This window comes from Kitasatospora sp. NPDC059408, from assembly GCF_042751525.1.
Taxonomy (GTDB): Bacteria; Actinomycetota; Actinomycetes; order Streptomycetales; family Streptomycetaceae; genus Kitasatospora.
This window is the reverse complement of the sequence record NZ_JBHYWI010000048.1, coordinates 23,777-45,950: the sequence shown is the minus strand read 5'-3', so window position 1 is coordinate 45,950 and position 22,174 is coordinate 23,777. Positions and strand designations below refer to the sequence as shown.

Annotated in this window: 21 protein-coding genes and 1 riboswitch; of the genes, 11 read left to right on the top strand and 10 right to left on the bottom strand. The window is 73.6% G+C overall.

Annotation, left to right across the window (positions count from 1 at the left end):
* Positions 1–88: 88 nt before the first annotated feature.
* From ACFXDE_RS28130 to ACFXDE_RS28120, 3 genes are all read left to right on the top strand, one after another.
* Complete coding sequence (locus ACFXDE_RS28130) at positions 89–1,246, top strand: LacI family DNA-binding transcriptional regulator (RefSeq protein ID WP_380439668.1); 1,158 nt, start codon at positions 89–91, stop codon at positions 1,244–1,246.
* Positions 1,247–1,360: 114 nt separating this feature from the next.
* On the top strand, positions 1,361–2,635 hold the full coding sequence (locus ACFXDE_RS28125; RefSeq protein ID WP_380439670.1) for a metallophosphoesterase: 1,275 nt from the start codon (positions 1,361–1,363) through the stop codon (positions 2,633–2,635).
* Positions 2,636–2,877: 242 nt separating this feature from the next.
* Positions 2,878–3,699: a hypothetical protein gene (locus ACFXDE_RS28120; RefSeq protein WP_380497475.1), complete on the top strand. Its 822-nt coding sequence runs from the start codon at positions 2,878–2,880 to the stop codon at positions 3,697–3,699.
* A gap of 55 nt (positions 3,700–3,754) precedes the next feature.
* On the opposite strand, the gene ACFXDE_RS28115 is transcribed toward ACFXDE_RS28120, so the two are convergent.
* Both ACFXDE_RS28115 and thiC read right to left on the bottom strand, forming a co-directional pair.
* On the bottom strand, positions 3,755–3,970 hold the full coding sequence (locus ACFXDE_RS28115) for a hypothetical protein (protein WP_359964259.1): 216 nt from the start codon (positions 3,968–3,970) through the stop codon (positions 3,755–3,757).
* Between the two features lie 166 nt (positions 3,971–4,136).
* Entirely contained in the window at positions 4,137–5,951 is a 1,815-nt protein-coding gene (gene thiC / locus ACFXDE_RS28110; RefSeq protein ID WP_380439674.1) for a phosphomethylpyrimidine synthase ThiC, read from the bottom strand.
* A riboswitch (TPP riboswitch) is annotated at positions 5,946–6,081 on the bottom strand. (Overlaps the previous gene by 6 nt.)
* A gap of 97 nt (positions 6,082–6,178) precedes the next feature.
* Here thiC and ACFXDE_RS28105 point away from each other — a divergent pair.
* On the top strand, positions 6,179–6,379 hold the full coding sequence (locus tag ACFXDE_RS28105; protein ID WP_380439676.1) for a hypothetical protein: 201 nt from the start codon (positions 6,179–6,181) through the stop codon (positions 6,377–6,379).
* A 174-nt stretch (positions 6,380–6,553) separates the two neighbouring features.
* Complete coding sequence (locus ACFXDE_RS28100) at positions 6,554–7,996, top strand: SPFH domain-containing protein (protein ID WP_380497474.1); 1,443 nt, start codon at positions 6,554–6,556, stop codon at positions 7,994–7,996.
* 85 nt (positions 7,997–8,081) lie between these two features.
* Here ACFXDE_RS28100 and ACFXDE_RS28095 read toward each other — a convergent pair whose 3' ends face one another.
* The 3 genes from ACFXDE_RS28095 to ACFXDE_RS28085 form a co-directional block, all read right to left on the bottom strand.
* A complete protein-coding gene (locus tag ACFXDE_RS28095; RefSeq protein ID WP_380439679.1) occupies positions 8,082–8,282 on the bottom strand; it encodes a DUF5326 family protein in 201 nt (66 codons plus the stop codon).
* A gap of 180 nt (positions 8,283–8,462) precedes the next feature.
* On the bottom strand, positions 8,463–9,125 hold the full coding sequence (gene tenA / locus ACFXDE_RS28090; RefSeq protein WP_380439681.1) for a thiaminase II: 663 nt from the start codon (positions 9,123–9,125) through the stop codon (positions 8,463–8,465).
* A 24-nt stretch (positions 9,126–9,149) separates the two neighbouring features.
* Positions 9,150–9,467, bottom strand: coding sequence for a cupin domain-containing protein (locus ACFXDE_RS28085; RefSeq protein ID WP_380497488.1), 318 nt, complete (start codon positions 9,465–9,467; stop codon positions 9,150–9,152).
* A 108-nt stretch (positions 9,468–9,575) separates the two neighbouring features.
* Here ACFXDE_RS28085 and ACFXDE_RS28080 point away from each other — a divergent pair, with 108 nt between their 5' ends.
* Together ACFXDE_RS28080 and ACFXDE_RS28075 are read left to right on the top strand one after the other, a co-directional pair.
* Positions 9,576–9,956, top strand: a complete 381-nt coding sequence (locus tag ACFXDE_RS28080) for a phage holin family protein (RefSeq protein WP_380439683.1) — start codon at positions 9,576–9,578, stop codon at positions 9,954–9,956.
* A 184-nt stretch (positions 9,957–10,140) separates the two neighbouring features.
* Entirely contained in the window at positions 10,141–10,683 is a 543-nt protein-coding gene (locus ACFXDE_RS28075) for an NUDIX domain-containing protein (RefSeq protein WP_380497473.1), read from the top strand.
* 17 nt (positions 10,684–10,700) lie between these two features.
* Here ACFXDE_RS28075 and ACFXDE_RS28070 read toward each other — a convergent pair whose 3' ends face one another.
* The 4 genes from ACFXDE_RS28070 to pdhA form a co-directional block, all read right to left on the bottom strand.
* Positions 10,701–12,284: a globin domain-containing protein gene (locus ACFXDE_RS28070; RefSeq protein ID WP_380497472.1), complete on the bottom strand. Its 1,584-nt coding sequence runs from the start codon at positions 12,282–12,284 to the stop codon at positions 10,701–10,703.
* Between the two features lie 231 nt (positions 12,285–12,515).
* Complete coding sequence (locus tag ACFXDE_RS28065; RefSeq protein WP_380497487.1) at positions 12,516–13,823, bottom strand: dihydrolipoamide acetyltransferase family protein; 1,308 nt, start codon at positions 13,821–13,823, stop codon at positions 12,516–12,518.
* 5 nt (positions 13,824–13,828) lie between these two features.
* A complete protein-coding gene (locus ACFXDE_RS28060; RefSeq protein WP_380439733.1) occupies positions 13,829–14,791 on the bottom strand; it encodes an alpha-ketoacid dehydrogenase subunit beta in 963 nt (320 codons plus the stop codon).
* A gap of 80 nt (positions 14,792–14,871) precedes the next feature.
* Positions 14,872–16,011: a pyruvate dehydrogenase (acetyl-transferring) E1 component subunit alpha gene (gene pdhA, locus ACFXDE_RS28055; RefSeq protein WP_380439689.1), complete on the bottom strand. Its 1,140-nt coding sequence runs from the start codon at positions 16,009–16,011 to the stop codon at positions 14,872–14,874.
* 163 nt (positions 16,012–16,174) lie between these two features.
* Here pdhA and ACFXDE_RS28050 point away from each other — a divergent pair, with 163 nt between their 5' ends.
* Positions 16,175–16,621: an Lrp/AsnC family transcriptional regulator gene (locus ACFXDE_RS28050; RefSeq protein WP_078859968.1), complete on the top strand. Its 447-nt coding sequence runs from the start codon at positions 16,175–16,177 to the stop codon at positions 16,619–16,621.
* A gap of 55 nt (positions 16,622–16,676) precedes the next feature.
* Here ACFXDE_RS28050 and ACFXDE_RS28045 read toward each other — a convergent pair whose 3' ends face one another.
* Entirely contained in the window at positions 16,677–17,261 is a 585-nt protein-coding gene (locus ACFXDE_RS28045; protein WP_380497471.1) for a TetR/AcrR family transcriptional regulator, read from the bottom strand.
* Between the two features lie 147 nt (positions 17,262–17,408).
* Here ACFXDE_RS28045 and ACFXDE_RS28040 point away from each other — a divergent pair, with 147 nt between their 5' ends.
* The 3 genes from ACFXDE_RS28040 (at position 17,409) to ACFXDE_RS28030 (ending at position 22,172) form a co-directional block, all read left to right on the top strand.
* On the top strand, positions 17,409–18,674 hold the full coding sequence (locus ACFXDE_RS28040; protein WP_380497470.1) for a glycosyltransferase family 39 protein: 1,266 nt from the start codon (positions 17,409–17,411) through the stop codon (positions 18,672–18,674).
* A gap of 160 nt (positions 18,675–18,834) precedes the next feature.
* Positions 18,835–20,532 (top strand): phenylacetic acid degradation protein PaaN, encoded by a 1,698-nt coding sequence (gene paaN / locus ACFXDE_RS28035; RefSeq protein WP_380497468.1) that lies wholly within the window; start codon positions 18,835–18,837, stop codon positions 20,530–20,532.
* Positions 20,533–20,678: 146 nt separating this feature from the next.
* On the top strand, positions 20,679–22,172 hold the full coding sequence (locus ACFXDE_RS28030; protein WP_380497467.1) for an FAD-dependent monooxygenase: 1,494 nt from the start codon (positions 20,679–20,681) through the stop codon (positions 22,170–22,172).
* The last annotated feature ends 2 nt before the right edge of the window (positions 22,173–22,174 follow it).

Sequence of the window (22,174 nt, the reverse complement as noted above, 5' to 3'; positions counted from 1 at the left end):
CCCGGCTCACTCGTGGAGAAACGTATCTCCAAAGGCTCCCGATGCGCCGGTCACAGGACCTTGTCAGGAGCCATACGATCGGTCCGCCATGACAGCAGCAGCCAACCAGAGCGGTCGGCGACCCACCACCTCACGGCGTCTGGAGCGGGCCGGCATCCGGGATGTGGCAGCAGCCGCCGGAGTGTCGATCACCACCGTCTCCGACGCGCTGAACGGAAAGGGCCGCCTGCCCGACGAGACCCGCAGCCGGGTGCGCGAGGTCGCCGAGCGCCTCGGCTACCGCCCCTCCGCGGCCGCCCGCACCCTGCGCACCGGACGGTCCGGCCTGATCGGGCTGACCGTCACGACCTACGGCGAGGAGCCGTTCACCTTCACGGAGTTCGCGTACTTCGCCGAGATGGCCCGCGCCGCCACCAGCGCCGCCCTCGGCCGCGGCTACGCGCTGGTGGTGCTGCCCGCGTCCTCCCGGCACGACGTCTGGGGCAACATCGCCCTGGACGGCACCGTGGTGATCGACCCGCCCGACCAGGACCCGCTGGTCAGCGAGCTCTACCGGTCCGGCGTCCCGGTGGTCAGCGACGGCAAGCCCGGCAACTGCCCGGTCACCGCCTGGGTCGACAACGACCACGAGGCCGCCGTGCTCGGCATCCTCGACCACCTCTCCGAAGCCGGCGCCCGCCGGATCGGCCTGCTCACCGGGACCAGCACCGACACCTACACCCGGCTCTCCACCGAGGCCTACCTCGGCTGGTGCGCCAAGGTCGGCCAGGAGCCGGTGTACGAGGCCTACCCCGCGCACGACCCGGCCGCCGGCGCCGTCGCCGCCGACCGGCTGCTCGCCCGCCCCGACCGCCCCGACGCCGTCTACGGCCTGTTCGACCCCAACGGCACCGACCTGCTCGCCGCCGCCCGCCGCTACGGGCTTCGGGTGCCCGACGACCTCCTGCTGGTCTGCTGCAGCGAGAGCGACGTCTACGCCTCCACCGAGCCCCCGATCACCACGCTCTCACTGAAGCCCCGCCGGATCGGCACGACCGTCGTCAACCTCCTCATCGACGCCATCGAGGGCGTCGACTCCGGGACGGGCGTCGACATCGCCCGGCTCTTCCCGCCCCGCTTCCGCACCGCCGGAACCGGCCCGCCGCCCGGCACCCTGATGCCCACCGAGCTGATCGTCCGGGCCTCCTCGCAGCGCCGCAGTCCGCGCACCACCGTCAGTCCTCCCCGACCCCCGGGCGAGGTCTAGACCATACCGAGCCGGGACAAAACGGACCTTGCGGGACGGCCCGGCTGACGCTCCGGAGGATTGGATACCCACCAGGTGACGACGCCGGGAGAGTGGTCTTCCTATGATGGGCGAATGACACCCGAGGACCGCTTCCCCGGGCCTGAACACCCCTCCTCAGGCCCCCGCCACCAGCCGGACCTCGACGTGCTGCCGTACGGCACCTACTACGAGCCCGAACCCGCCGGCTACGCCGGGACGCCGTACGAAGCGGAGACCTACAGCGGCTACGGCGGCGCCCGCTACCTCGAACAGCACTGGCCCGCCGACAGCCAGGCGCACGGACACACGATGCACGCCCCCGGGCAGGCGCCGGCGTTCAACCACCAGGACCACCCCGGCTACGAGCCGACCCTGCCCGACCGGCCCTCGCCGGCCCTCCAGTTCCCCGACGCGGTGCCCGACCCCCTGGCCGACGGACACCCCGACCGGCCGGCCGACCAGTTCCCCGGCCGCGACGACCCGCCGACCATCGAGCTCGGCCCGCCGCTGCCCGAGCCCGTGCCCAGCTACCCGTACCCGGCCCCCGGCCCGGACGAGCCACCCGGCCCGCTCTACGTCGTCGGCGACGTCCACGGCTACCTGGAAGAACTCGTCGCCGAACTCCGCCACCAGGGCATCATCGACGCCGACGGCCACTGGTGCGCCGGCCGCTCCCGGATCTGGTTCCTCGGCGACTTCACCGACCGCGGCCCCGACGGCATCGGCGTCATCGACCTCGTCATGCAGCTCGCCGCCGAGGCCGCCGCCGCGGGCGGCTACTGCCGGGCCCTGATGGGCAATCACGAACTGCTCTTCCTCGGCGCCGCCAGGTACGGGGACGAACCCGTCCAGTCCACCGCCGGCACCGCCTCCTTCCTCGCCGCCTGGCGGCTCAACGGCGGCCAGCAGCACGACCTCGACCGGCTCCAGGCGCACCACATCAGCTGGCTCTCCCGGCTGCCCGCCATCGCCATCGAGGACGGCCACCTGCTGCTGCACTCCGACACCACCGCCTACCTGGAGTACGGCGAGTCCATCCCCGACGTCAACGACGCGGTGCACAGCCTGCTCGCCGACGAGGGCGTGGACGAGTGGTGGGACTGCTTCCGCCGCTTCACCAAGCGCTTCGCCTTCCGCGGCGACGCCGGCCCGACGGCCGTCCACGAGCTCCTCGACACCTACGGCGGCAGCCGGATCGTGCACGGCCACAGCCCGATCCCGTACCTCACCGGCGCTGTGCACGCCGACGACGGCGCCCCGCCGCACATCCCCGGGCCGTACGTGTACGCCGACGACCTCGCGGTCGCCATGGACGGCGGCGTCACCATGGAAGGGCGCCTGCTCATCGCCCGACTGCCCGTCAACTGACGTCACCCGACGGCCCACCCGTCGCACGGGTGTTCCCGGCGCCCGGGCCGTCGCACGCGCGCGGCCCGGGGCGCGAAATTCCGGAATCGGACTGTCAGCGCGGGCGCACCCGCCCCTACCATGAGGCACACCACGAGCGGCCGCCCGTCCGGCGGCCCGCCTCCGCGCCCGATTCGGCGCCCCTGCGGGCCCACCCAGCCCGCGAGGCGGAGCGAACCGGGGTCCGCATGAACGGGGTCCCCATGACCAACCCCCCGCCGCTGCTCGCCGAGGACCGCCCGGAGTACGAGCGCCTCCTCGCCGAAGCCCTCCGCGACGGCACCGTCCGCACCGCCCTCCGCGCGCCCGGCGCACTCACCGCCGACCAGCTGCGCGCCCGCGCCCTGCGCGACGCCGACGCCATCGCCGCCGCGGCCGCCACCGAGTACGAGCACTACACCGGGCTGCGCGAGAGCCTGCGCAGCACGCCCCCGCCCGCCGAGGGCGCCGAGCCGGCCGCCCCCGGCCTGCTCTCCCAGCTGCGCTCCGCCGACGGCGGCGCCGGGCTCTTCCCGGTCCTCACCGTGCTCACCCCGATCCTGGCCTGGGCCGCGGCGCTGGTCCTGCTGCTCCTCGGGTACGCCCTGCGCGCCGCCGACCCCGGGCTCGTCCTCGCCCGCTCCCTGCTCACCGCGGGCTGGATCGCGCTCGCGGCCGGGATCGTCGCGATGACCGTCGGCCTCGTCGGGCTCGTCCTCACCGCGTTACGCGACGGCTCCGGCGCCCCCGCGGGCACCGACCCCGACCTCGCCGCCGAGCTCGCCGCCGCCCGCCGCGCCTGGCGCACCGCCCTGCGCGACCGCGGCCTCCTCCCCTACCTGCACGCCGGCCTCCCGGCCGTCCCCGCCCAGCGCCCGGACTTCACCAGCCCCGGCTACACCCCGCCGGGCTACACCAGCCCGGGCCCCGACGGCCTCACCGACCCCGAGGGCCGCGCCTCCCGCCCCGCCGCCTTCACCCCGCCCGACTTCAGCACCCCCGGCTACACCCCGCCGGGCTTCACCGGCCCCGACGAGGTCGGCTGACGCACCGCTGCCCCGGGCCACGCCCGGGGCAGCGCGCAGGACCCCGGAGCGGCCGCTACGGCAGGTAGCGTTCGAGCGCCGCCGCGCCCTTCTCGTCGATCTGCCGCCTGGCCCACGCGAGGCGCTCGGGCGTGACGTCCTGCCCGGACGCCATGACCAGGTCCTCGGGGTCGAAGGGCCGCTCGCCACCGCTGTACAGCTGCCGCGGGGACGCCTTGGCGTCCCGGTTCGTCTCGTCGCTCGGATCGGTCCCCTTGATCGGGCTGCCCATCGCTGCCTCCTTGGTCGGCCTTCCCCCCAGGGTGCCTCCGATTTCCCCCGGACGCACGACGGCGTGGCGGCAAAGGCCGGAACCCGTCCGAGGCCGCCGGGTGGAAAGGAAAACGGCCCGCGCTCTCCCCCCGGAGGAACGCGGGCCGGCTCTGGGGCGGCGGCGGTCAGTCCGCCATCGGCAGGTAGACCTTGTTGCCGTGGGCCTTGAACTCCTCGGACATGGCCTGCATGCCGGCCAGCGCCTCGGCGTCGAACTCGGTGCCGACGGCCGTGGAGCCGTCGCCGTGCTCGTCGCGGATCTTCTGCGAGATCTTCATCGAGCAGAACTTCGGGCCGCACATCGAGCAGAAGTGCGCGGTCTTGGCCGGCTCGGCGGGGAGGGTCTCGTCGTGGAAGTCGCGCGCGGTCTCCGGGTCGAGGGCCAGGTTGAACTGGTCCTCCCAGCGGAACTCGAAGCGGGCGTCGGAGAGGGCGTCGTCCCAGGCCTGGGCGCCGGGGTGGCCCTTGGCGAGGTCGGCGGCGTGGGCGGCGATCTTGTAGGTGATCACGCCGGTCTTGACGTCGTCCCGGTTGGGCAGGCCCAGGTGCTCCTTGGGCGTCACGTAGCAGAGCATCGCGGTGCCCCACCAGGCGATCATCGCGGCGCCGATGCCGGAGGTGATGTGGTCGTAGCCGGGGGCGACGTCCGTGGTGAGGGGGCCGAGCGTGTAGAACGGCGCCTCGTCGCAGATCTCCTTCTGGAGATCCATGTTCTCCTTGATCTTGTGCATCGGGACGTGGCCCGGGCCCTCGATCATCACCTGGACGTCGCGCTCGCGGGCGATCCGGCCGAGCTCGCCGAGGGTCTGCAGCTCGGCGAACTGCGCCTCGTCGTTGGCGTCGGCGATGGAGCCGGGCCGCAGGCCGTCACCGAGCGAGAAGGTGACGTCGTAGGCGGCGAGGATGTCGCAGAGCTCCTCGAAGTTCGTGTAGAGGAAGTTCTCCTTGTGGTGCGCGAGGCACCACGCGGCCATGATCGAGCCGCCGCGCGAGACGATGCCGGTCTTGCGGCGGGCGGTCAGCGGGACGTACCGCAGCAGCACGCCGGCGTGGACGGTCATGTAGTCGACGCCCTGCTCGCACTGCTCGATGATGGTGTCCCGGTAGACCTCCCAGCTCAGCTCCTCGGCCCTGCCGTCGACCTTCTCCAGGGCCTGGTACAGCGGCACGGTGCCGATCGGCACGGGGGAGTTGCGCAGGATCCACTCGCGGGTGGTGTGGATGTTGCGGCCGGTGGAGAGGTCCATGACGGTGTCGGCGCCCCAACGGGTGGCCCAGGTCATCTTCTCCACCTCCTCCTCGATCGAGGAGGTGACGGCGGAGTTGCCGATGTTGGCGTTGATCTTCACCAGGAAGTTGGTGCCGATGATCGCCGGCTCCACCTCGGGGTGGTTCACGTTCACCGGGATGACGGCCCTGCCGCGGGCCACCTCGTCGCGCACGAACTCGGGGGCCAGGCCCTCGCGCAGGGCGACGAACTCCATCTCCGGCGTGACGATCCCGCGCTTGGCGTAGGCGAGTTGGGTCACGGCGGCGCCGCCGCGGCCGCGCAGCGGGCGGCGGGGGCGGCCGGGGAAGACGGCGTCGAGGTTGCGCAGGTTCCCGCCGCGCGGCGAGGTGTGCTTGATGCCGTCGTCCTCGGGGCGGGCCTCGCGACCGTCGTACTCCTCGACGTCGCCGCGCTGGCGGATCCACGCGTCGCGCAGGGCGGGCAGGCCGCGGCGCACGTCGGGCTCGTAGGCGGGGTCGGTGTACGGGCCGGAGGTGTCGTACAGCGGAACGGTCTTGCCGTTGGTGAGCACCACCTCGCGGAACGGGACCCGCAGATCGGGGCGGGATCCCTCGCGGTGGGCCTTGCGCCAGGCCGGGGTCGGGTAGCCGGTGCGCTCGCTGCTGGGGGCGCTCTGGGCAGACTGCGGCTGTGCGTCGAACGTGGTCATCTGACCTTCACTCCCTACGCCGGCATTACCCGGTCCAGGTTCCTGCGGTCGGCGCAGCGTCCCGGCCGTCCGTCGACGGACCGTTCAGCGCCCTCTCAGCCCGGTGCTCCGAGCTCCCGCGTCCGCAGGCGGTGTTGCCTGCACATGACGCCCAACACCGTAGCGAGAGGATCGCCGCAGGTCCAGAGGGCTTCCGGTGGGCGGGCGGCGAGCGCAGACTGAAGCCCATGATCGGACTGACGGGACGGGTCACGGGGAAGGTCGGCGCGGGACTGGTCGGGGAGGTGCTGGTGCACGTGCCCGAGCGTCAGGGGACGGAGGCGTTCCTGGCGTACCTGGCGGTGCCGGGGGATCCGCTGCCGACGGGCACGCAGGTGATCGTGGTCGAGTACCAGGCGCCGCGCACGGTGTTCGTGTCGCCCCTCTGACGGACGATCCTCCCTCGTCACCGGGCCCGTGACAGGACCGGGACGAAGTCACGACGTCACCTACTGGCGCACGCGCACGAACAGGCGCAGAATCTCCGCTGCCACCGCGTCCGCGCACTCCTGCACAACCACGCGCAGCCACGGAGCGGTGTGCCTTGAAGGGGGAGTCGGCCGATGGTTATCGGCGTCGTCGCGGGGGCCGTGGTGGCCTCCATCATCGTTGTGATCATCCTGTTCAAGCTCATGTGGCGGGTCGCCGAGCCGAACGAGGCACTGATCATCTCCGGGTCGAAGCACGGGGACGGCCTGGGCTTCCGGATCGTCACCGGGCGGGGCACCTTCGTCGTCCCGGGCATGCAGGCGGTGCGCCGCCTGTCGCTGGACCTCAACGAGGCCGAGCTGGACGTCGAGTGCGTGACGCAGCAGGGCATCCCGGTGCACGTCAAGGGTGTCGTCATCTTCAAGGTCGGCGACGACTCGGTGTCGATCGCCAACGCCGCCCGGCGTTTCCTGGACCAGCAGAAGATGATGGGCCAGCGGGTGCACAACGTGTTCGCCGGTCACCTGCGCTCCATCGTCGGCGGGCTGACGGTCGAGGACATGATCCGCGACCGCGAGCGGCTGACCGGCGAGACCCGGGCCGCCTCGGGCGCCGAGATGGAGAAGCTCGGTCTGATCATCGACTCGCTGCAGATCCAGGAGATCCTGGACCCGACCGGGTACATCCGCAACCTCGCCGCCCCGCACGCCGCGGCCGTCCAGCGCGACGCCCGCATCGCGGCCGCCGCCGCCGACCGCGAGGCCACCGAGGCGGAGCAGGAGGCGTTCGCCCGCAAGGCCGAGGCCACCCGCAACAGCGAGATCCAGCAGGCCTCCTACCAGGCCGAGATGGACACCGCGAGCGCCCGCGCCCGGCAGGCCGGACCGCTCGCCGAGGCGGCCGCCCGCCAGGAGGTCGTCGTCCAGGAGACGAAGGTCGCCGAGCTGGAGGCCCAGCGCAAGGAGCAGCAGCTCCAGATCGACGTCCGCAAGCCGGCCGACGCCAAGGCGTACGAGACCCGCACCAAGGCCGACGCCGACCGTGACGCCCGGATCTCCTCGGCCCAGGCGCACGCCCGGGAGACCGAGCTGCGGGCGGCGGCCGACGCCAGCCAGGTGAAGGTCGCCGCGGCGGCCGAGGCGGAGGCCACCAAGCTGCGCGGCCTGGCCGCCGCCGAGGCGACCAGGGCCACCGGTCAGGCGGAGGCCGCGGCCGTCGAGGCCCGCGGTCTGGCGGACGCCGAGGCGGCCCGGGCGCTCGGGCTGGCCAACGCCGAGGGCATCCGGGCCCGCGCCGCGGCCCTCGCCGAGAACCAGGACGCCGTCGTGGCGCAGGAGTTGGCGGAGAAGTGGCCGGAGATCGTCCGGGCCGCGGCCGAGTCCTTCGGCAACGTCGAGCACATGGTGCTGCTCAACGGCGCGGACGGCATGGGCGAGATGTTCGCGAAGGCGCTCACCATGGGCGGCACCGGCCTCGGCCTGGCCCGCCAGCTGCTGAGCACCATGAAGGAGGCCCCGGCCGACGCGCCGGCCGACGCCAAGGCGCCGGTGGTGCAGCAGGTCCGCATCGAGGAGTGACCCGGCGCGGTCCCGCACCGCGACGGCCGAGGCCCGGCACCCCCACGACGGGGTGCCGGGCCTCGGCGTCGACGCCGGAGCGTCGTCAGAGCTTCGCCGCCTTCTTCACCAGGATGACCACGGCCGCCCCGATGCCGACCACGACCAGCAGCTTGATCAGCAGGCCCAGCAGCGCGCCGACCACACCGAACACGAAGGTCACGACGTTCCAGGCCAGCACCAGGACCAGCACCGGCACGACGATGTTGCGCACCCAGGAGGGCAGCGACTTCCAGAGCTCAGCCATGTCCGTTCCTTCTCTCCCCTCGGGCCGGCCGCCCCTTCGGTGCCGCATCCCGCTTGCTTTCGATACGTCGATCGTACGGGGGCGCCAGTGCCGGAACGAGGCCCAACGGCCCGGAGAGAACCCCGAGATCACCCCGACCCCGGCCCCCGGGGATGACCCTGGGGAACCGCCCCGGAAGCGTCAGACCGGCCAGCGCTCACCGCGCCACGCGGCGTCCCAGAACATCCACTCGTAGCGCGAGGTCGTCGTGAAGTGCTCGACCACCCGGCGGCGCTCGACGGGGGAGAGCTCCTCGCCGATCCGGTCCGCGAGCGCCAGCACGCGCCGCACCACCGACTGGAACGCCTCGTCGCCGTAGGTGGCGATCCACTTGGCGTAGAGCGGGTCCGGCGAGCCCTGGGCGAGCAGTGCCTCGCCGACCCGGGCGTAGATCCAGTAGCAGGGCAGCACCGCGCCGAGCGCCTCCGCGAAGGAGCCGCCGTAGACGGTCGCGAGCAGGTAGCTGGTGTAGGCCCGGGTGGTCGGCAGCACCGCCTCCTCGGCGGCCTGTTCGGCACTGGCCCCGAAGGCCGTCATGAACTCGGCGTGCATGCCCTGCTCCGCCGCGATCGCGCCGACCGCGTCGGCGGCGAACGCCCGCACGTCCTCCTCGCCGGGCGCCTTGGCGGCGCAGACGGCGAGCGCGCGGGCGTAGTCGCGCAGGTAGTGCGAGTCCTGCACGACGAAGTGGCGGAAGGCCTCGCGCGGCAGGGTGCCGTCGGTGAGGCCGCCGATGAAGGGGTGGGCCAGGATCTCGGCGTAGACCGGCTCGATGGCCGACCAGAGCTCTTCGGTGAGACGCATGCGTCCGACCCTAAAGCCTGCCGGTCAGTCCTCCGGGGGCGAGAAGACCACCAGGACCCGCAGCTCCTCGGTGACGTGGTGGAAGCGGTGCGGCGTCCCGGCCGGCACGTACACGACGGTGCCGCGCCCGACGGTCGCGGTCTCGCCGCCCACGGTCAGCTCGGCCCGGCCGCTGATCACCTGGTAGATCTCGTCCTGGTCGTGCGCGGTCTGCGGGTCGGTGGCGCCGGGGGAGAGCGCGTACAGCCCGGCGGACATCCGCGGTTCGCGCAGGAACCGCAGGTACGCGCCGTCGTTGGCCGCGCGTTCGGCGTCGAGTTCGTCCAGCCGGAACAGCTTCACCGGTGCCGTCTTCCCTTCTCCGTCCACCTCCGGGACCACCGGCATTCAACACCAACATGCCCGGCGGGAGCTTCCCTGCGCCCCCGGCGGCCTGCCAGGCTGGTCGGCATGAAGGGTTTCGTTCTCAAAACGCTGATCAACGCGGTGGCCATCTGGGTCGCCGCCTGGATCGTCACCGGCATCCAACTCACCGACGCCAACACCGACTGGCAGCACAAGGCGATCACCGTGGTGGCCGTCGCGCTGGTCTTCGGCGTGGTCAACTGGCTGGTCAAGCCGGTCGTCAAGCTGTTCTCGTTCCCGCTGTTCATCCTGACCCTGGGCCTGATCACCTTCGTGATCAACGCCCTGATGCTGCTGCTGACCTCGTGGGCGTCGGGGCGGCTCAGCCTCGACTTCCACGTCACCGGCTTCGTGCCGGCGCTGCTGGGCTCGCTGATCATCAGCCTGGTCTCGTGGGGCCTGCACCTGGCCCTGGACGACGACTGAGCGCAGCCGCCGCCGCATCGTGGGAAGGGCCCGTACCCGGGTGGTTCACCGGGGACGGGCCCTCCCCCTTCTCCGGCCGCCCCGGGCCGCCGCGCCCCGATCGGAGGCACCCCGGCGGGTCGGCGTTTCGTCCCGGCCCGGCTGCGGCAGACTCCCGCACAACGCTCGCGCCCCGGAGGTGGCCATGGGTCCCGACAACCGCACCCCGCCACCCCGCCCGGTCGTCAAGCGCACCGCGCGGGCGATCCTGCTGGAGCTGGACCCGGCGGACCCGCACGGCCCGGCCAGCCTCGTCGTGATCCGCCGGGTCCGCCCCGGCTCCCCGCACCCGTACTGGATCACTCCCGGCGGCGGGGTGGAGCACGGCGACCGGACGGTGGTCGAGGCGCTGCACCGCGAGGTGGACGAGGAGCTCGGCGGCAAGGTCGTCGACGTCGTGCCCGCGTTCGTCGACACCATCAGCCACACGCACCACGACGACGGCACGCTGCTCCACCCGCACGGGGTCAAGGTGCAGCACTTCTTCGTGTGCCGGCTCGCCTCGATGGACCTCAGCCGCCGGCACGGGCCCGAGGTGGACGACCCGAACGGCGAGTACGAGGTGGTCCGGCTGCCGTTCACGCGCGAGGGCGTCACGTCGGTCAACGTCGTCCCGCCCCGGCTGCGGGCCTACCTGGCGGCCAACATCGAGGGCATCCGCGCCCTGCTCGCCCCCGACCTCGGCTGAGCCCGGCCGGCGGCGCCTCAGCCCGCGGCCAGGTCCCCCACCAGGTCGTGCCGGATCCGCTCCACCGGCACCCCGGCGCGCACCAGCGCCCCGACGCTCCGGCGGACCATCGCGGCGGGCCCGCTGAGCACCGCTTCCCGGCCCGCCCACGGTCCGAACCGGCCCACCACCTCGGGGAGTTCACCGGCCAGCGCGCCCCCGGCGGGGCCGGTGCCGGAGACCACCGGGCGCACGGTGAGCCACGGGCACCGCCCGGCCAGTTCGCGCAGCCCGTCCAGGTCGTACAACTCGGCGGGCCTGCGGGCCCCGTAGAACACGTCGACGCGGCGGCCGGGACCGCCGTGCTCGGCGACCTCCTCGACCATCGCCCGGATCGGCGCGATGCCGGTGCCGCCGCCGAGGCAGAGCAGGTCGGTGCCGCAGCCGTGGTCGACGGTCATCGCCCCGGCCGCCGGGCCGAGCCGCAGGACGTCCCCCGGCGCCGCGCGGTGGACGAGCGCGTTGCTCACCCAGCCCGCCTGGACGGCCTTGACGTGGAAGGTCAGCAGCCCGTCCGGCCGCGGTGCCGAGGCGAACGAGTAGTGCCGCCACACCCGCGGCCACCAGGGCGTCTCCAGGCTCGTGTACTGCCCGGCGCGGAACGGGTAGGCCTGGTCCGGGCGGACGGTGATCACCGCGACGTCCCTGGTGCGGCGCTCGTGCCGCACCACCTCGCCGTGCCACCACGGCGGCGAGGTGCGGGCGGCCTCCTCCGCGGCCTCGATCATGATCGACGAGACCAGGCGGTAGACCCGGCGCCAGGCCAGCTCGGTCGCGGCGTCCCAGCGGCTGCCCGCGTACCTGGCCAGGGCCTGCACCAGGCACTCCCCGACCGGGCCGTAGTGGCCGGTCAGCGTGCCGTAGCGGCGGTGGCCGCGGCCGAGCGCGCTCAGGTGGGCGCGCAGGGCCGCCGGGTCGTCGGCACCGCGGGCGGCGGCCAGCAGGGCGCGGAAGAGGCGGTCGCGCTGGACGTCCATGGCGGCCGGGAAGAGGGCGCGGACCTCGGGGTGGTGCAGGAAGATCAGCGCGTAGAAGTGCGCGGTGGCCCGGTCGGCGACCGGCTCGACGACCGCCAGACTGGCCCGGATCAGCTCGATGTCCCGTGCGGTGGGCGGAAGTTCGGCGGCCGAGCAGGTGCCGCCGGCGAGCGCGGCGGGCGCCGGACCACCCTCGGCGAGGGCCTGCACGGCCCAGGCCTGGCTCCAACTGTCGCCGGGTCCGGCCCAGTTGAGGCCGGGAGCGTCGGCGAACAGCGGCCGGAACGGCGGGGCCGCGGGCGGCGCGGCGAGCGGGGCGGCAGGCGGCGCGGCGAGCGGGACCGCAGGCTCGGGGCTCGCCGGCCGCACGGGCCCGGTGACCAGGTCCGGCAGCACCGGCAGGACGGCCGTCGGCGCCTCCACGGGCGGGAGGTCCGGCGGGTCGAGCGGCATCGGGGGCGGCACGGGGGCCTGCGCCCGTTCGGCGGCCGGGTGGTCCGGGGGCAGTTCCGGCAGGCCCGGGACGGAGGAGACCCCCGCCGAGCCGTGCCCGGTGCGGACCAGAAGTGTTCTGCGGGGCTTCACCGCAACGTTTCGAGTACCCAAGAGAATCGTTTCGCCTCCGGCCGGCCTACGCCACCACCTGGCTTGTCCCTGTTGACGCCTAGGCAGCGTGGCACGCCCGAAGTGCTCATCCGACAAATCACGCGAAGCCCGGACGCCCGGCCCGGGAACGCGCTAGTGTCACTCATTCCACGGTCGCCCTGAGTGGCTCCCCCGTCTATTCAGGGCGACCGCGGTTCGAGAAGGGCCCGGTCAGAGCTGCCGCAGCAGCATCCCGGGCCGCTCCACGCAGTCCGCGACGAACCGCAGGAGCCCGCCCGCCGTGCCGCCGTCGCAGACCCGGTGGTCGAAGGTGAAGGACAGCTGCGTCACCTCGCGCACCGCCAACTGCCCCTCGTGCACCCACGGTTTGGCGACGATCCGGCCGACGCCGAGCATCGCCGCCTCGGGGTGGTTGAGGATCGGGGTGGAGCCGTCCACGCCGAACACGCCGTAGTTGTTCAGCGTGAAGGTGCCACCGGTCAGTTCGGCCGGGGTCAGCGAGCCGTTCCGGGCCGACTCGGTCAACCGGGCGAGCTCCTCGCCGAGTTGCTCGGTGCTCCGCGCGTGCGCGTCCCGCACCACCGGGACGACGAGCCCGCGCTCGCCCTGCGCGGCGAAGCCCAGATGCACCACCGAGTGCCGGATGATGCCCGAACCATCCTCCGTCACACTGGAGTTGAGCTCGGGGAAGCGCGCCAGCGCGACCGTGCAGATCCGGGCGAGCAGCGCCAGGACGCTCACCTTAGGACCGGGCGTGGCGTTCAACTGCCGTCGCAGCGCCATCAGTTCGGTGGCGTCAGCGTCCACCCAGCAGGTCGCGGCGGGGATCTCCCGGTGGCTGCGGCTGAGCTTCTCCGCCACCGCCTTGCGCAGCCCGCGCAGCGGGACGACGCCCTCGGCCGCGGCGGAGACGACCGCGGCGGGAGCGGCGACCGGAGCGGCGACCTTGGCCGCGACCGCCCGCTCGACGTCCGCCCGCATGATCAGCCCGTCCGGCCCGCTGCCCGCGACCGCCGCGAGGTCGACCCCCTGCTCCCGGGCCAGCCGCCGCACCAGCGGCGAGATCACCGGCACCACGGCGGGCGCCGCGGCGACCACCACAGGGGCAACGGGGACGGGGACGGGAACGGGAACGGGAACGGGAGCCGGAGCCGAGGAAGCCCCCACCCGGCGACGCCGTGCGCCCCGGGACTCCGCCACCCCGTACCCGACCAGCGGGCGCTCCACCTCTGCGGACGGCGCGGCGACGGGAGCGTCCGCCGGCCCGCCCGCGGCGGCCACCGCGACGGTGACCAGCGGCGCGCCCACGGCGATCTCCTCGCCCGGCTCGCCGTACCGCGCGGTGACCACCCCGCCGTACGGGCAGGGCACCTCCACCACGGCCTTGGCGGTCTCCACCTCCACCACCGGCTGGTCGACGGCGATCACCTCGCCGACCTCGACCATCCAGCGCACCACCTCCGCCCCGGTCAGTCCCTCACCGAGATCGGGCAGGGTGAACTCGCGCACGACGGGCATCATCCTCAGTCCTCCCACTGCAGCCGGGCGACCGCGTCCAGGATCCGGTCCACCCCGGGGAGGTGGTGGTGCTCCAGCATCGGCGGCGGGTACGGGATGTCGAAGCCGGTCACCCGGAGCACCGGCGCGGCCAGGTGGTGGAAGCAGCGCTCGGTGACCCGGGCGGCGATCTCCGCGCCGGTGCCGCCGAAGCCGCTCGCCTCGTGCACCACGACGGCCCGGCCGACCGAGCGCACCACGCGGGCGACCGTCTCGTCGTCGAACGGCACCAGGGTGCGCAGGTCCAGCACCGCGAGGTCCCAGCCCTCGGCCTTCGCCGCCTCGGCCGCCTCCAGGCAGACCGGCAGCGAGGGCCCGTACGTGATCAGGACGGCCGAGGTGCCGGTGCGCCGCAGCACGGCCCGGCCGATCGGCTCCACCGGCGCGGTCGGGTCGAACCCGTCCTTGCCCCAGTAGAGCCGCTTGGGCTCCAGGAACACGACCGGGTCGTCCGAGGCGATCGAGGCGCGCAGCAGCCCGTAGGCGTCGGCCACCGTCCCGGGCGTGACGACGTGCAGGCCGGGCGTGCTGGTGTAGTACGCCTCGGAGGCGTCGCTGTGGTGCTCGACCCCGCCGATGCCGCCGCCGTACGGGATGCGGACGGTGATCGGCAGCGGGAGCCTGCCCGCCGTGCGGTTGCGCATCTTCGCGACGTGCGAGAACAGCTGCTCCAGCGCCGGGTAGGCGAAGGCGTCGAACTGCATCTCGACGACCGGGCGCAGCCCGTACATCGCCATGCCGATGGCGGTGCCGAGGATGCCGGCCTCGGCCAGCGGGGTGTCCAGGCAGCGGTCCGGGCCGAACTCGGCGGTCAGCCCGTCGGTGATCCGGAAGACGCCGCCGAGCGCGCCGACGTCCTCGCCGAGCACGTGCACCGCCGGGTCGTCGCGCATGGCGTCCCGCAGCGCGGTGTTGAGCGCCTGCGCCATGGAGGCGGTGCGCGGGCCAGAGGTGCGCTGCGCAGCAGCTCGGCCAAGGGTGGGGGCGGGCGACGGGTGGGCGGAGTTCATCAGTGCTGCACCTCGGCCTCGGCGGCCAGCTCGGCGGACAACTGGGCGGCCTGCTCGCGCAGTTGCGGGGTCGGCTCGGCGTAGACGTGGGCGAACAGCGCCATCGGGTCCAGCTCGGCGTCGGCGTGGAACTCGGCCCGCATCCGGGCCGCCAGCTCCTCCGCCTCGTCGGCCGCCCGCCGGACCAGCTCGTCGTCCAGGATCCCGAGCTCGCGCATGGCGCGGTCCAACAGCAGGATCGGGTCGTGCTCGCGCCAGGCCGCCACCTCGTCGTCGGTGCGGTAGCGGGTGGCGTCGTCCGCGTTGGTGTGCGCGTCGATCCGGTAGGTCAGCGCCTCGACGAGGGTCGGGCCGCCGCCGGTGCGGGCCCGCTCGACGGCCTCGGCCAGCACGCCGTGCACGGCGGGCGCGTCGTTGCCGTCCACCAGGCGGCCCGGCATGCCGTAGCCGACGGCCTTGTGCGCCAGGCTGGGCGCGGCGGACTGCGCGGTGAGCGGGACGGAGATCGCGTAGCCGTTGTTCTGCACCAGGAAGACCACGGGGGCGCGCAGCACGGCGGCGAAGTTCAGCGCCTCGTGGAAGTCGCCCTCGCTGGTGCCGCCGTCGCCGAGCATGGCGAGCGCGACCACCGGCTCGCCGCGCAGCCGGGCGGCGTGCGCCAGGCCGACGGCGTGCGGGGCCTGGGTGGCGAGCGGGGTGCAGAGCGGGGCGGTGCGGGTGGCGCGCGGGTCGTACCCGGTGTGGGCGTTGCCGCGCAGGAGGGTCAGCGCCTCCAGCGGGTCGACGCCGCGGGAGACCACGGCGAGGGTGTCGCGGTAGCTGGGGAACAGCCAGTCCTGCTCGCCGAGCGCCAGCGCGGCGGCGATCTGGCAGGCCTCCTGGCCGGCCGACGCCGGGTAGACCGCGAGCCGGCCCTGCTTGGTCAGGGTGGTGGCCTGCTGGTTGTAGCGGCGGCCGATCACGAGCCGGCGGTAGAGCTCGCGCAGCAGGGCGGGGTCCTGCTTCTCCAGCGCCGGCGTGCCGAGCACGCGGACGGGGGAGGCGTCCGGCAGCAACGGGGCCGGGTCGGTGCGGGGGGCGGTGGCCCCGGGCATCCAGCCGGGCACCGCCGTGGAGTGTCTGTGGTCGAGAACGGTCATCTCGGGCACCTCCGGGGGTGGTGGGGGCTCCCTACCGATTGTTCGGTCGTCTGTTCATCTTGACCAGAAGCGTGACAAGGTGGTGGACATTCGGCCTGAGCGGAGGTCGACTGGTGGCAGTGCGTCCAATCGGTGAGGGTGGGGGGTCATGTCGGCTGAACAGATGTCCAGACTCGACCGTGTCGACCGGTCGATCCTGCGGCTGCTGCAGCAGGACGGTCGCGCCTCGATCCGCTCGGTCGCCGAGCGGGTGCACGTGTCCCGGGCGAACGCCTACGCCCGGATCTCCAGGATGGTCGAGGACGGCGTCATCCGCGGCTTCACGGCCAGGGTCGACCACGAACGGGCCGGTCAGGGCGCGTCCGCGTACATCACGCTGAAGATCGTCCAGAACTCCTGGCGCACGGTGCGGGAGCAGCTGCTGGAGCTGCCGGGCGTCGCGCACATCGCCCTCGTCGGCGGCGACTTCGACGTCCTCCTGCTGGTGCACACCGCCGACAACCACGCCCTGCGGGAGCTCGTGCTCAACCGCATCCAGTCCATCCCGCAAGTGCTCGGTACACGAACGATGCTGGTGTTCGAGGAGACCGACCAGGTTCCGCCGGACTAGGGCGTGCCGTGGCGTCGCGGCACCCGGCCCGACCCGACAGACACGCCCCAGTGGGCTACCGCGCGCGGAGCCCGTCGAAGGCCAGGTGGACGACGGCGTCGGCCACGCCGTCCGCGGCCTTGAGGCCGGGGCGGTACCACTCGACGATCGAGTTGATCATGCCGAACAGCAGCCGGGTGGCCAGCCGCGGCTCGACGTCCGCGCGCAGCGAGCCGTCCGCGACGGCCGCCCGCAGCAGCTCGGCGACCTGGTGGTCGAACTCCCGGCGGCGCTCCAGCGCCCACTGCTCGGTGGCCGTGTTGCCGCGCACCCGCAGCAGCAGGGTGACGTACGGCAGCTCCGCCAGCAGCACCTCGGCCGTGCGCCGCACCACGTGCTCCAGCCGCACCACGGCCGGACCCGTGACCGCGGCCGGCTCGGCCAGGATCCCGAACAGCCCGTCCAGCGCCCGGCCGACCGCGAGCCGCAGCAGCTCCTCCTTGCCGCGGACGTGGTGGTAGATCGAGGACTTGGAGATCCCCGCGGCCCGCGAGAGGTCCTCCATCGAGGTGCCGTCGTACCCGCGCTCGTTGAACACGTCGACGGTCACGGCGAGCAGCGACTCGACGGTGTAGGCGGGACGCGTGGTGTGATCGGCCATCCCCCGAGTATCCCCGGCCCCACCCGGCCCCACGCGATCGGGTCTCCGCCCGGCCGCAGCCGCCTCGTTGGTCCGCACCAGGAGGATGGGCACAGGCCCTAGAATCTCCGGACGATCGTCCACGGCCAGCAGGGTGGGTCCAGTCCGATGACCGCAATACCGGCAGTCGAGTCCGACGTGCCAGAACAGCGCAACGACGAACCGGCCGCACCCGCCGCCGGCTGGCAGGGACGCGCCCGCGCCCTGGCCGTCCGCTTCGGGCCCGCCGTGTGGTGCTACGCGGTGCTCAAGCTGATCGGCTTCACCGTCTTCATGAAGCTGCTGTCGTTCTCCGGGGAGTACGCCAAGAAGCACCCCCGCTTCGGCGGCGGTGCCAACCCCTGGGACGTCCTCGCCAGCTGGGACGGCTGGTGGTACCAGCAGGTGGCGCAGTTCGGCTACCACCCGGCGCTGGTGCCGGTCCCCGGCGGCCAGGTCGGCTTCAGCATCGAGCAGAACTCGGCCGCGTTCTTCCCGCTCTACCCGGGCCTGATGCGGCTGACCTCGGACGTCACCGGCCTCGGCCTGTACGGCGCCGGGATGCTGGTGTCGGTGCTCGCCTCGCTGTTCGCCGCCGCCGGCATCTACGCCGTGGTGGACCGGCTGGCCGGCCCCCGCGCGGGCGTGATCGCGGCGGGCATCTGGGCCGTCGCCCCCGGCTCCGGCGCCGAGTGGGCGCTCTACTCGGACTCGACGTTCGTCGCCCTGGCCGCCTGGGCCTGCTACTGCGTGATGACCAGGCAGTGGGTCGCGGCCGGCGTGATCACCCTGTTCGCCGGCCTCAACCGCCCGACCGCGGCCGCCCTGATCGGCGCCGTCGGCCTGGCCGCGCTGGTCGAGCTGTGGCGGCGGGAGAGCGGCGTCCTGCGCCCGCTGGCCGCGATGCTGCTCGCCCCGCTCGGCCTGCTCGGCTACGTCGGCTGGGTGGGGTGGCGGACCGGCGAGTGGGGCGGTTACTTCCGCCTCCAGCACGACGCCTGGCTGCACTACTTCGACTGGGGCCAGGGCACCTTCCACGCGATCCGCGGCGTGATGCTCGGCCGCAACGACTACCCGTTCGCCTTCGCCCTGCCGGACCTCTTCGCGACCCTGATCGTGCTGACCCTGCCGGCCCTGATCGTGCTGCTGGTCCGGCTGCGCCCGCCGCTGGTGCTCACCGCCTACACCCTCGCCACGATCGTCTCGGTACTCGGCAGCCTGGGCATCTTCGGGAACGTCTCGCGCTACCTGCTGCCCGCGTTCCCGCTGTTCATCGCGCTCGCCATCGGCATGCGCAAGCTGAGCTGGCCGGTGCTGGCGACGGTGCTGGGCACCGCGGCGGCGGCGTCCGGCTGGTACGCCGGGTACGTCATCTTCGAGCTCGGCGTGCCGTAGACCGCCCGTCCTCCCCGCTTCCGGGGGCGCGTCCGCCACGGACGCGCCCCCGTTCTCTTCTCCGGAACCAAATCCCTTCCCCCTCTTGAGCCGACCGATCGTTCGGTTACTCTGTGACGTGTCCCGTCTTCCTCCCCGAGGCTCTCTGAGGAGCGAACAGATGTCCGCGGTCACCCACCCCCTCGTCAGCGAGCTGGTCGCGCGCCACCAGGCCACCCTGGACGCCGCGCTCGACGCCGCCGCCAAGCGCGACTACTGGTCGCCCTACCCCGAGTTCCCGAAGGCGTACGGCGAGAGCGGCCCCGCGGACGGCAAGGCGGCGTTCGACGCGCTGCTCGGCGCCCCGTTCGCCCTCGACGGCCACCCCACCGACGGCGACCTGGTGGGCGGCGAGACCTCCCCGTACGGCGTGGAGCTGGGCATCACCTACCCGCACGCCGGGCCGGACGCGCTGATCGCCGCGCTGAGCGCCGCCCGCCCCGCCTGGGCCGCCGCGAGCCCGCTGGAGCGCGCCGCCGTCTGCATGGAGATCCTGCAGCGGATCAACGCCCGCTCGCACGAGTTCGCCCAGGCCGTCATGCACACCACCGGCCAGGCCTACGGCATGGCCTTCCAGGCCGGCGGCCCGCACGCCCAGGACCGCGGCCTGGAGGCCGTCGCCTACGCGTACGCCGAGCAGACCCGGCTGCCCCGGCAGGCCGGCTGGACGAAGCCCCAGGGCAAGCGCGACCCGCTGGTGATGAGCAAGGAGTTCACCGTCGTCCCGCGCGGCCTCGCGCTGCTGATCGGCTGCAACACCTTCCCCACCTGGAACGGCTACCCCGGCCTGTTCGCCTCGCTGGCCACCGGCAACCCGGTGCTCGTCAAGCCGCACCCGCGGGCCGTCCTGCCGCTCGCGCTGACCGTCGCGATCGCCCGCGAGGTGCTCGCCGAGGCCGGCTACGACGCGAACCTGGTCTGCCTGGCCGCCGAGCACGAGGGCGGCACCGTCGCCAAGGACCTCGCCGTCCGCCCCGAGATCCGGATGATCGACTACACCGGCTCCACCGCCTTCGGCGACTGGCTGGAGGAGCACGCCGGGCAGGCCCTGGTCTACACCGAGAAGGCCGGCGTCAACGCCGTCGTCATCGACTCCACCGACGACTACAAGGGCATGCTCGGCAACCTGGCCTTCGCGCTCTCGCTCTACAGCGGCCAGATGTGCACCACCCCGCAGAACCTGCTGATCCCGCGCGGCGGCATCGGCACCGACCAGGGCGACAAGTCCTTCGACCAGGTCGTCGCCGACCTCGCCGGCGCGATCGAGGGCCTGCTGTCCGACGACGCCCGCGCCGCCGCCGTCCTCGGCGCCGTCGTCAACCCCGGCGTGCTCCAGCGCTCGGCCGCCGCGGCCGGCGGCGAGTACGGCGAACTCGTCCTCGCCCCGCGCGCGGTCGTCTGCGCCGAATTCCCCGGCGCGACCGTGCGCACCCCCGCCCTGGTCAAGCTCGACGCCGACAAGCCGGACGACCGCGCGGTCTTCCGCAGCGAGTGCTTCGGCCCGGTCTCCTTCGCCGTCGCCGTCGAGTCCACCGCCGCCGCGGTCGAGCTGCTGCGCACCACCGTCCGCGAGAAGGGCGCGATGACGGCCACCGGCTACACCACCTCCCCCGAGGTCGAGGCCCTGCTGGTGGAGGCCGTGCTGGACGCCGGCGTCTCGCTCTCGCTCAACCTGACCGGCGGCGTCTTCCCCAACCAGACCGCCGCCTTCTCCGACCTGCACGGCACCGGCGCCAACCCGGCCGCCAACGCCGCCTACTGCGACGGCGCGTTCGTCGCCAACCGGTTCCGCACGGTGGAGATCCGCCGGCAGGGCTGAGCCTTCCGGCACGTCACCGGGCCCCGGCGGTCACCGACCGCCGGGGCCCGGCGGTTCACACCCCGCGCCCGGGCCGGGGGATGATGGAGGCTGGAGGGACGCCGAACGACGCGTCCAACCGCCCTCCGACCACCGGGAGCTGACACATGACCGCGAAGCAGACCGTCACCGACGTCCTGATCGTCGGCGCCGGACCGACCGGCCTGCTGCTGGCCGGCGACCTCGCCGCCGCCGGCCTCGCCGTCACCCTCCTGGAGAAGCGCGGCGCCGAGTCCAACCTCACCCGGGCCTTCGCCGTGCACGCCCGCACGCTCGAAATGCTCGACGCCCGCGGCCTCGCCGACGACCTCATCGCCACCGGCCGGCCGCTCACCTCGCTGAAGATGTTCAACCGCTTCGGCGTCGAGCTCGGCAACCTGCCGACCCGCTTCCCGTTCGTCCTGATCACCCCGCAGTACAACGTCGAACGGCTGCTGCACGAGCGCGCGGTCGGGGCCGGCGCGACGATCGTGCGCGGCAGCGAGGTCACCGGCCTGCGGCAGGACGCCGAGGGCGTCACGCTGGAGACCGCCGACGGCACCACCCACCGCGCCCGCTACGCGGTCGGCACCGACGGCGTCCGCTCCACCGTCCGCGAGCTGCTCGGCGTCCCGTACCCCGGCGAGTCCGTGGTCGACTCCGTCCTGCTCGCCGACGTCCGGCTGGAGCGGGAGCCCGAGAACACCATCACCGTCGGCGCCGGCAGCGCGGGCTTCGCCTTCCTCGCCCCCTTCGGCGACGGCTACCACCGCGTCATCGCCTGGGACCGCACCGAGCGCGTCCCGGACGGCACCACCCCCTCGCTGGAGCGGATCGCCGCCATCACCGAGGCCGCCATCGGCGAGGACTTCGGCATGCACGAGGCCCGCTGGGCCTCCACCTTCCACAGCGACGAGCGCCAGGTGCCCAACTACCGCTCCGGCCGGGTCTTCCTGGCCGGCGACGCCGCGCACTGCCACTCGCCGGCCGGCGGCCAGGGCATGAACACCGGCCTCCAGGACGCCGCCAACCTCTCCTGGAAGCTCGCCGCCGTGCTGCGCGGCCACGCCACCGACGCGCTGCTCGACAGCTACCAGACCGAGCGCCACCCGGTCGGGAAGATGGTCCTGCGCACCTCCGGCGCCCTGATCCGGCTCGCCCTCGCCGAGTCCGCGCCCACCCGCGCCCTGCGCGGCGCGCTCACCGCGCTCGGCGGCCACCTCGACCCGGTCACCGAGCGCGGCGCCCGGCTGGTCTCCGGGATCGACATCGCCTACCCCGCCCCGAAGGACGCCCACCCGCTGGTCGGCAAGCGCGTCCCCGACCTGCGGCTGACCGCGATCGAGAAGCCCCGCGACGACGAGCCCGCCGCACCCGAGCGGCTCTACGAGGCGCTGCGCGCCGGGAAGTTCGTCCTGGTCAGCAACGACGTCCAGAGCGCCGCCGCCCCCTGGGCCGGCCGGCTCGTCACCACCGCCCCCGCCGACCCGCACGGCAAGCTGCGCGACACCGTCCTGCTGATCCGCCCCGACGGCTACGCCGCCTGGGCCGCCGTCGACCCGGGCCACCGCGACGTCACCGAGGCCCTCACCGCCCACCTCGGCGCCCCGACGACGGCCTGAGG

Bases quoted from the DNA above. Each gene is read 5' to 3' on its own strand.
- ACFXDE_RS28030 (WP_380497467.1), top strand. From the start codon at position 20,679: ATGACCGCGAAGCAGACCGTCACCGACGTCCTGATCGTCGGCGCCGGA.
- ACFXDE_RS28045 (WP_380497471.1), bottom strand. From the start codon at position 17,261: ATGGCCGATCACACCACGCGTCCCGCCTACACCGTCGAGTCGCTGCTC.
- paaN (WP_380497468.1), top strand. From the start codon at position 18,835: ATGTCCGCGGTCACCCACCCCCTCGTCAGCGAGCTGGTCGCGCGCCAC.
- ACFXDE_RS28115 (WP_359964259.1), bottom strand. From the start codon at position 3,970: ATGGGCAGCCCGATCAAGGGGACCGATCCGAGCGACGAGACGAACCGG.
- ACFXDE_RS28040 (WP_380497470.1), top strand. From the start codon at position 17,409: ATGACCGCAATACCGGCAGTCGAGTCCGACGTGCCAGAACAGCGCAAC.
- ACFXDE_RS28065 (WP_380497487.1), bottom strand. From the start codon at position 13,823: ATGCCCGTCGTGCGCGAGTTCACCCTGCCCGATCTCGGTGAGGGACTG.
- ACFXDE_RS28075 (WP_380497473.1), top strand. From the start codon at position 10,141: ATGGGTCCCGACAACCGCACCCCGCCACCCCGCCCGGTCGTCAAGCGC.
- ACFXDE_RS28095 (WP_380439679.1), bottom strand. From the start codon at position 8,282: ATGGCTGAGCTCTGGAAGTCGCTGCCCTCCTGGGTGCGCAACATCGTC.
- pdhA (WP_380439689.1), bottom strand. From the start codon at position 16,011: ATGACCGTTCTCGACCACAGACACTCCACGGCGGTGCCCGGCTGGATG.
- tenA (WP_380439681.1), bottom strand. From the start codon at position 9,125: ATGCGTCTCACCGAAGAGCTCTGGTCGGCCATCGAGCCGGTCTACGCC.
- ACFXDE_RS28120 (WP_380497475.1), top strand. From the start codon at position 2,878: ATGACCAACCCCCCGCCGCTGCTCGCCGAGGACCGCCCGGAGTACGAG.
- ACFXDE_RS28100 (WP_380497474.1), top strand. From the start codon at position 6,554: ATGGTTATCGGCGTCGTCGCGGGGGCCGTGGTGGCCTCCATCATCGTT.
- ACFXDE_RS28080 (WP_380439683.1), top strand. From the start codon at position 9,576: ATGAAGGGTTTCGTTCTCAAAACGCTGATCAACGCGGTGGCCATCTGG.
- ACFXDE_RS28130 (WP_380439668.1), top strand. From the start codon at position 89: ATGACAGCAGCAGCCAACCAGAGCGGTCGGCGACCCACCACCTCACGG.
- ACFXDE_RS28105 (WP_380439676.1), top strand. From the start codon at position 6,179: ATGATCGGACTGACGGGACGGGTCACGGGGAAGGTCGGCGCGGGACTG.
- ACFXDE_RS28060 (WP_380439733.1), bottom strand. From the start codon at position 14,791: ATGGCGCAGGCGCTCAACACCGCGCTGCGGGACGCCATGCGCGACGAC.
- ACFXDE_RS28125 (WP_380439670.1), top strand. From the start codon at position 1,361: ATGACACCCGAGGACCGCTTCCCCGGGCCTGAACACCCCTCCTCAGGC.
- ACFXDE_RS28050 (WP_078859968.1), top strand. From the start codon at position 16,175: ATGTCCAGACTCGACCGTGTCGACCGGTCGATCCTGCGGCTGCTGCAG.
- thiC (WP_380439674.1), bottom strand. From the start codon at position 5,951: ATGACCACGTTCGACGCACAGCCGCAGTCTGCCCAGAGCGCCCCCAGC.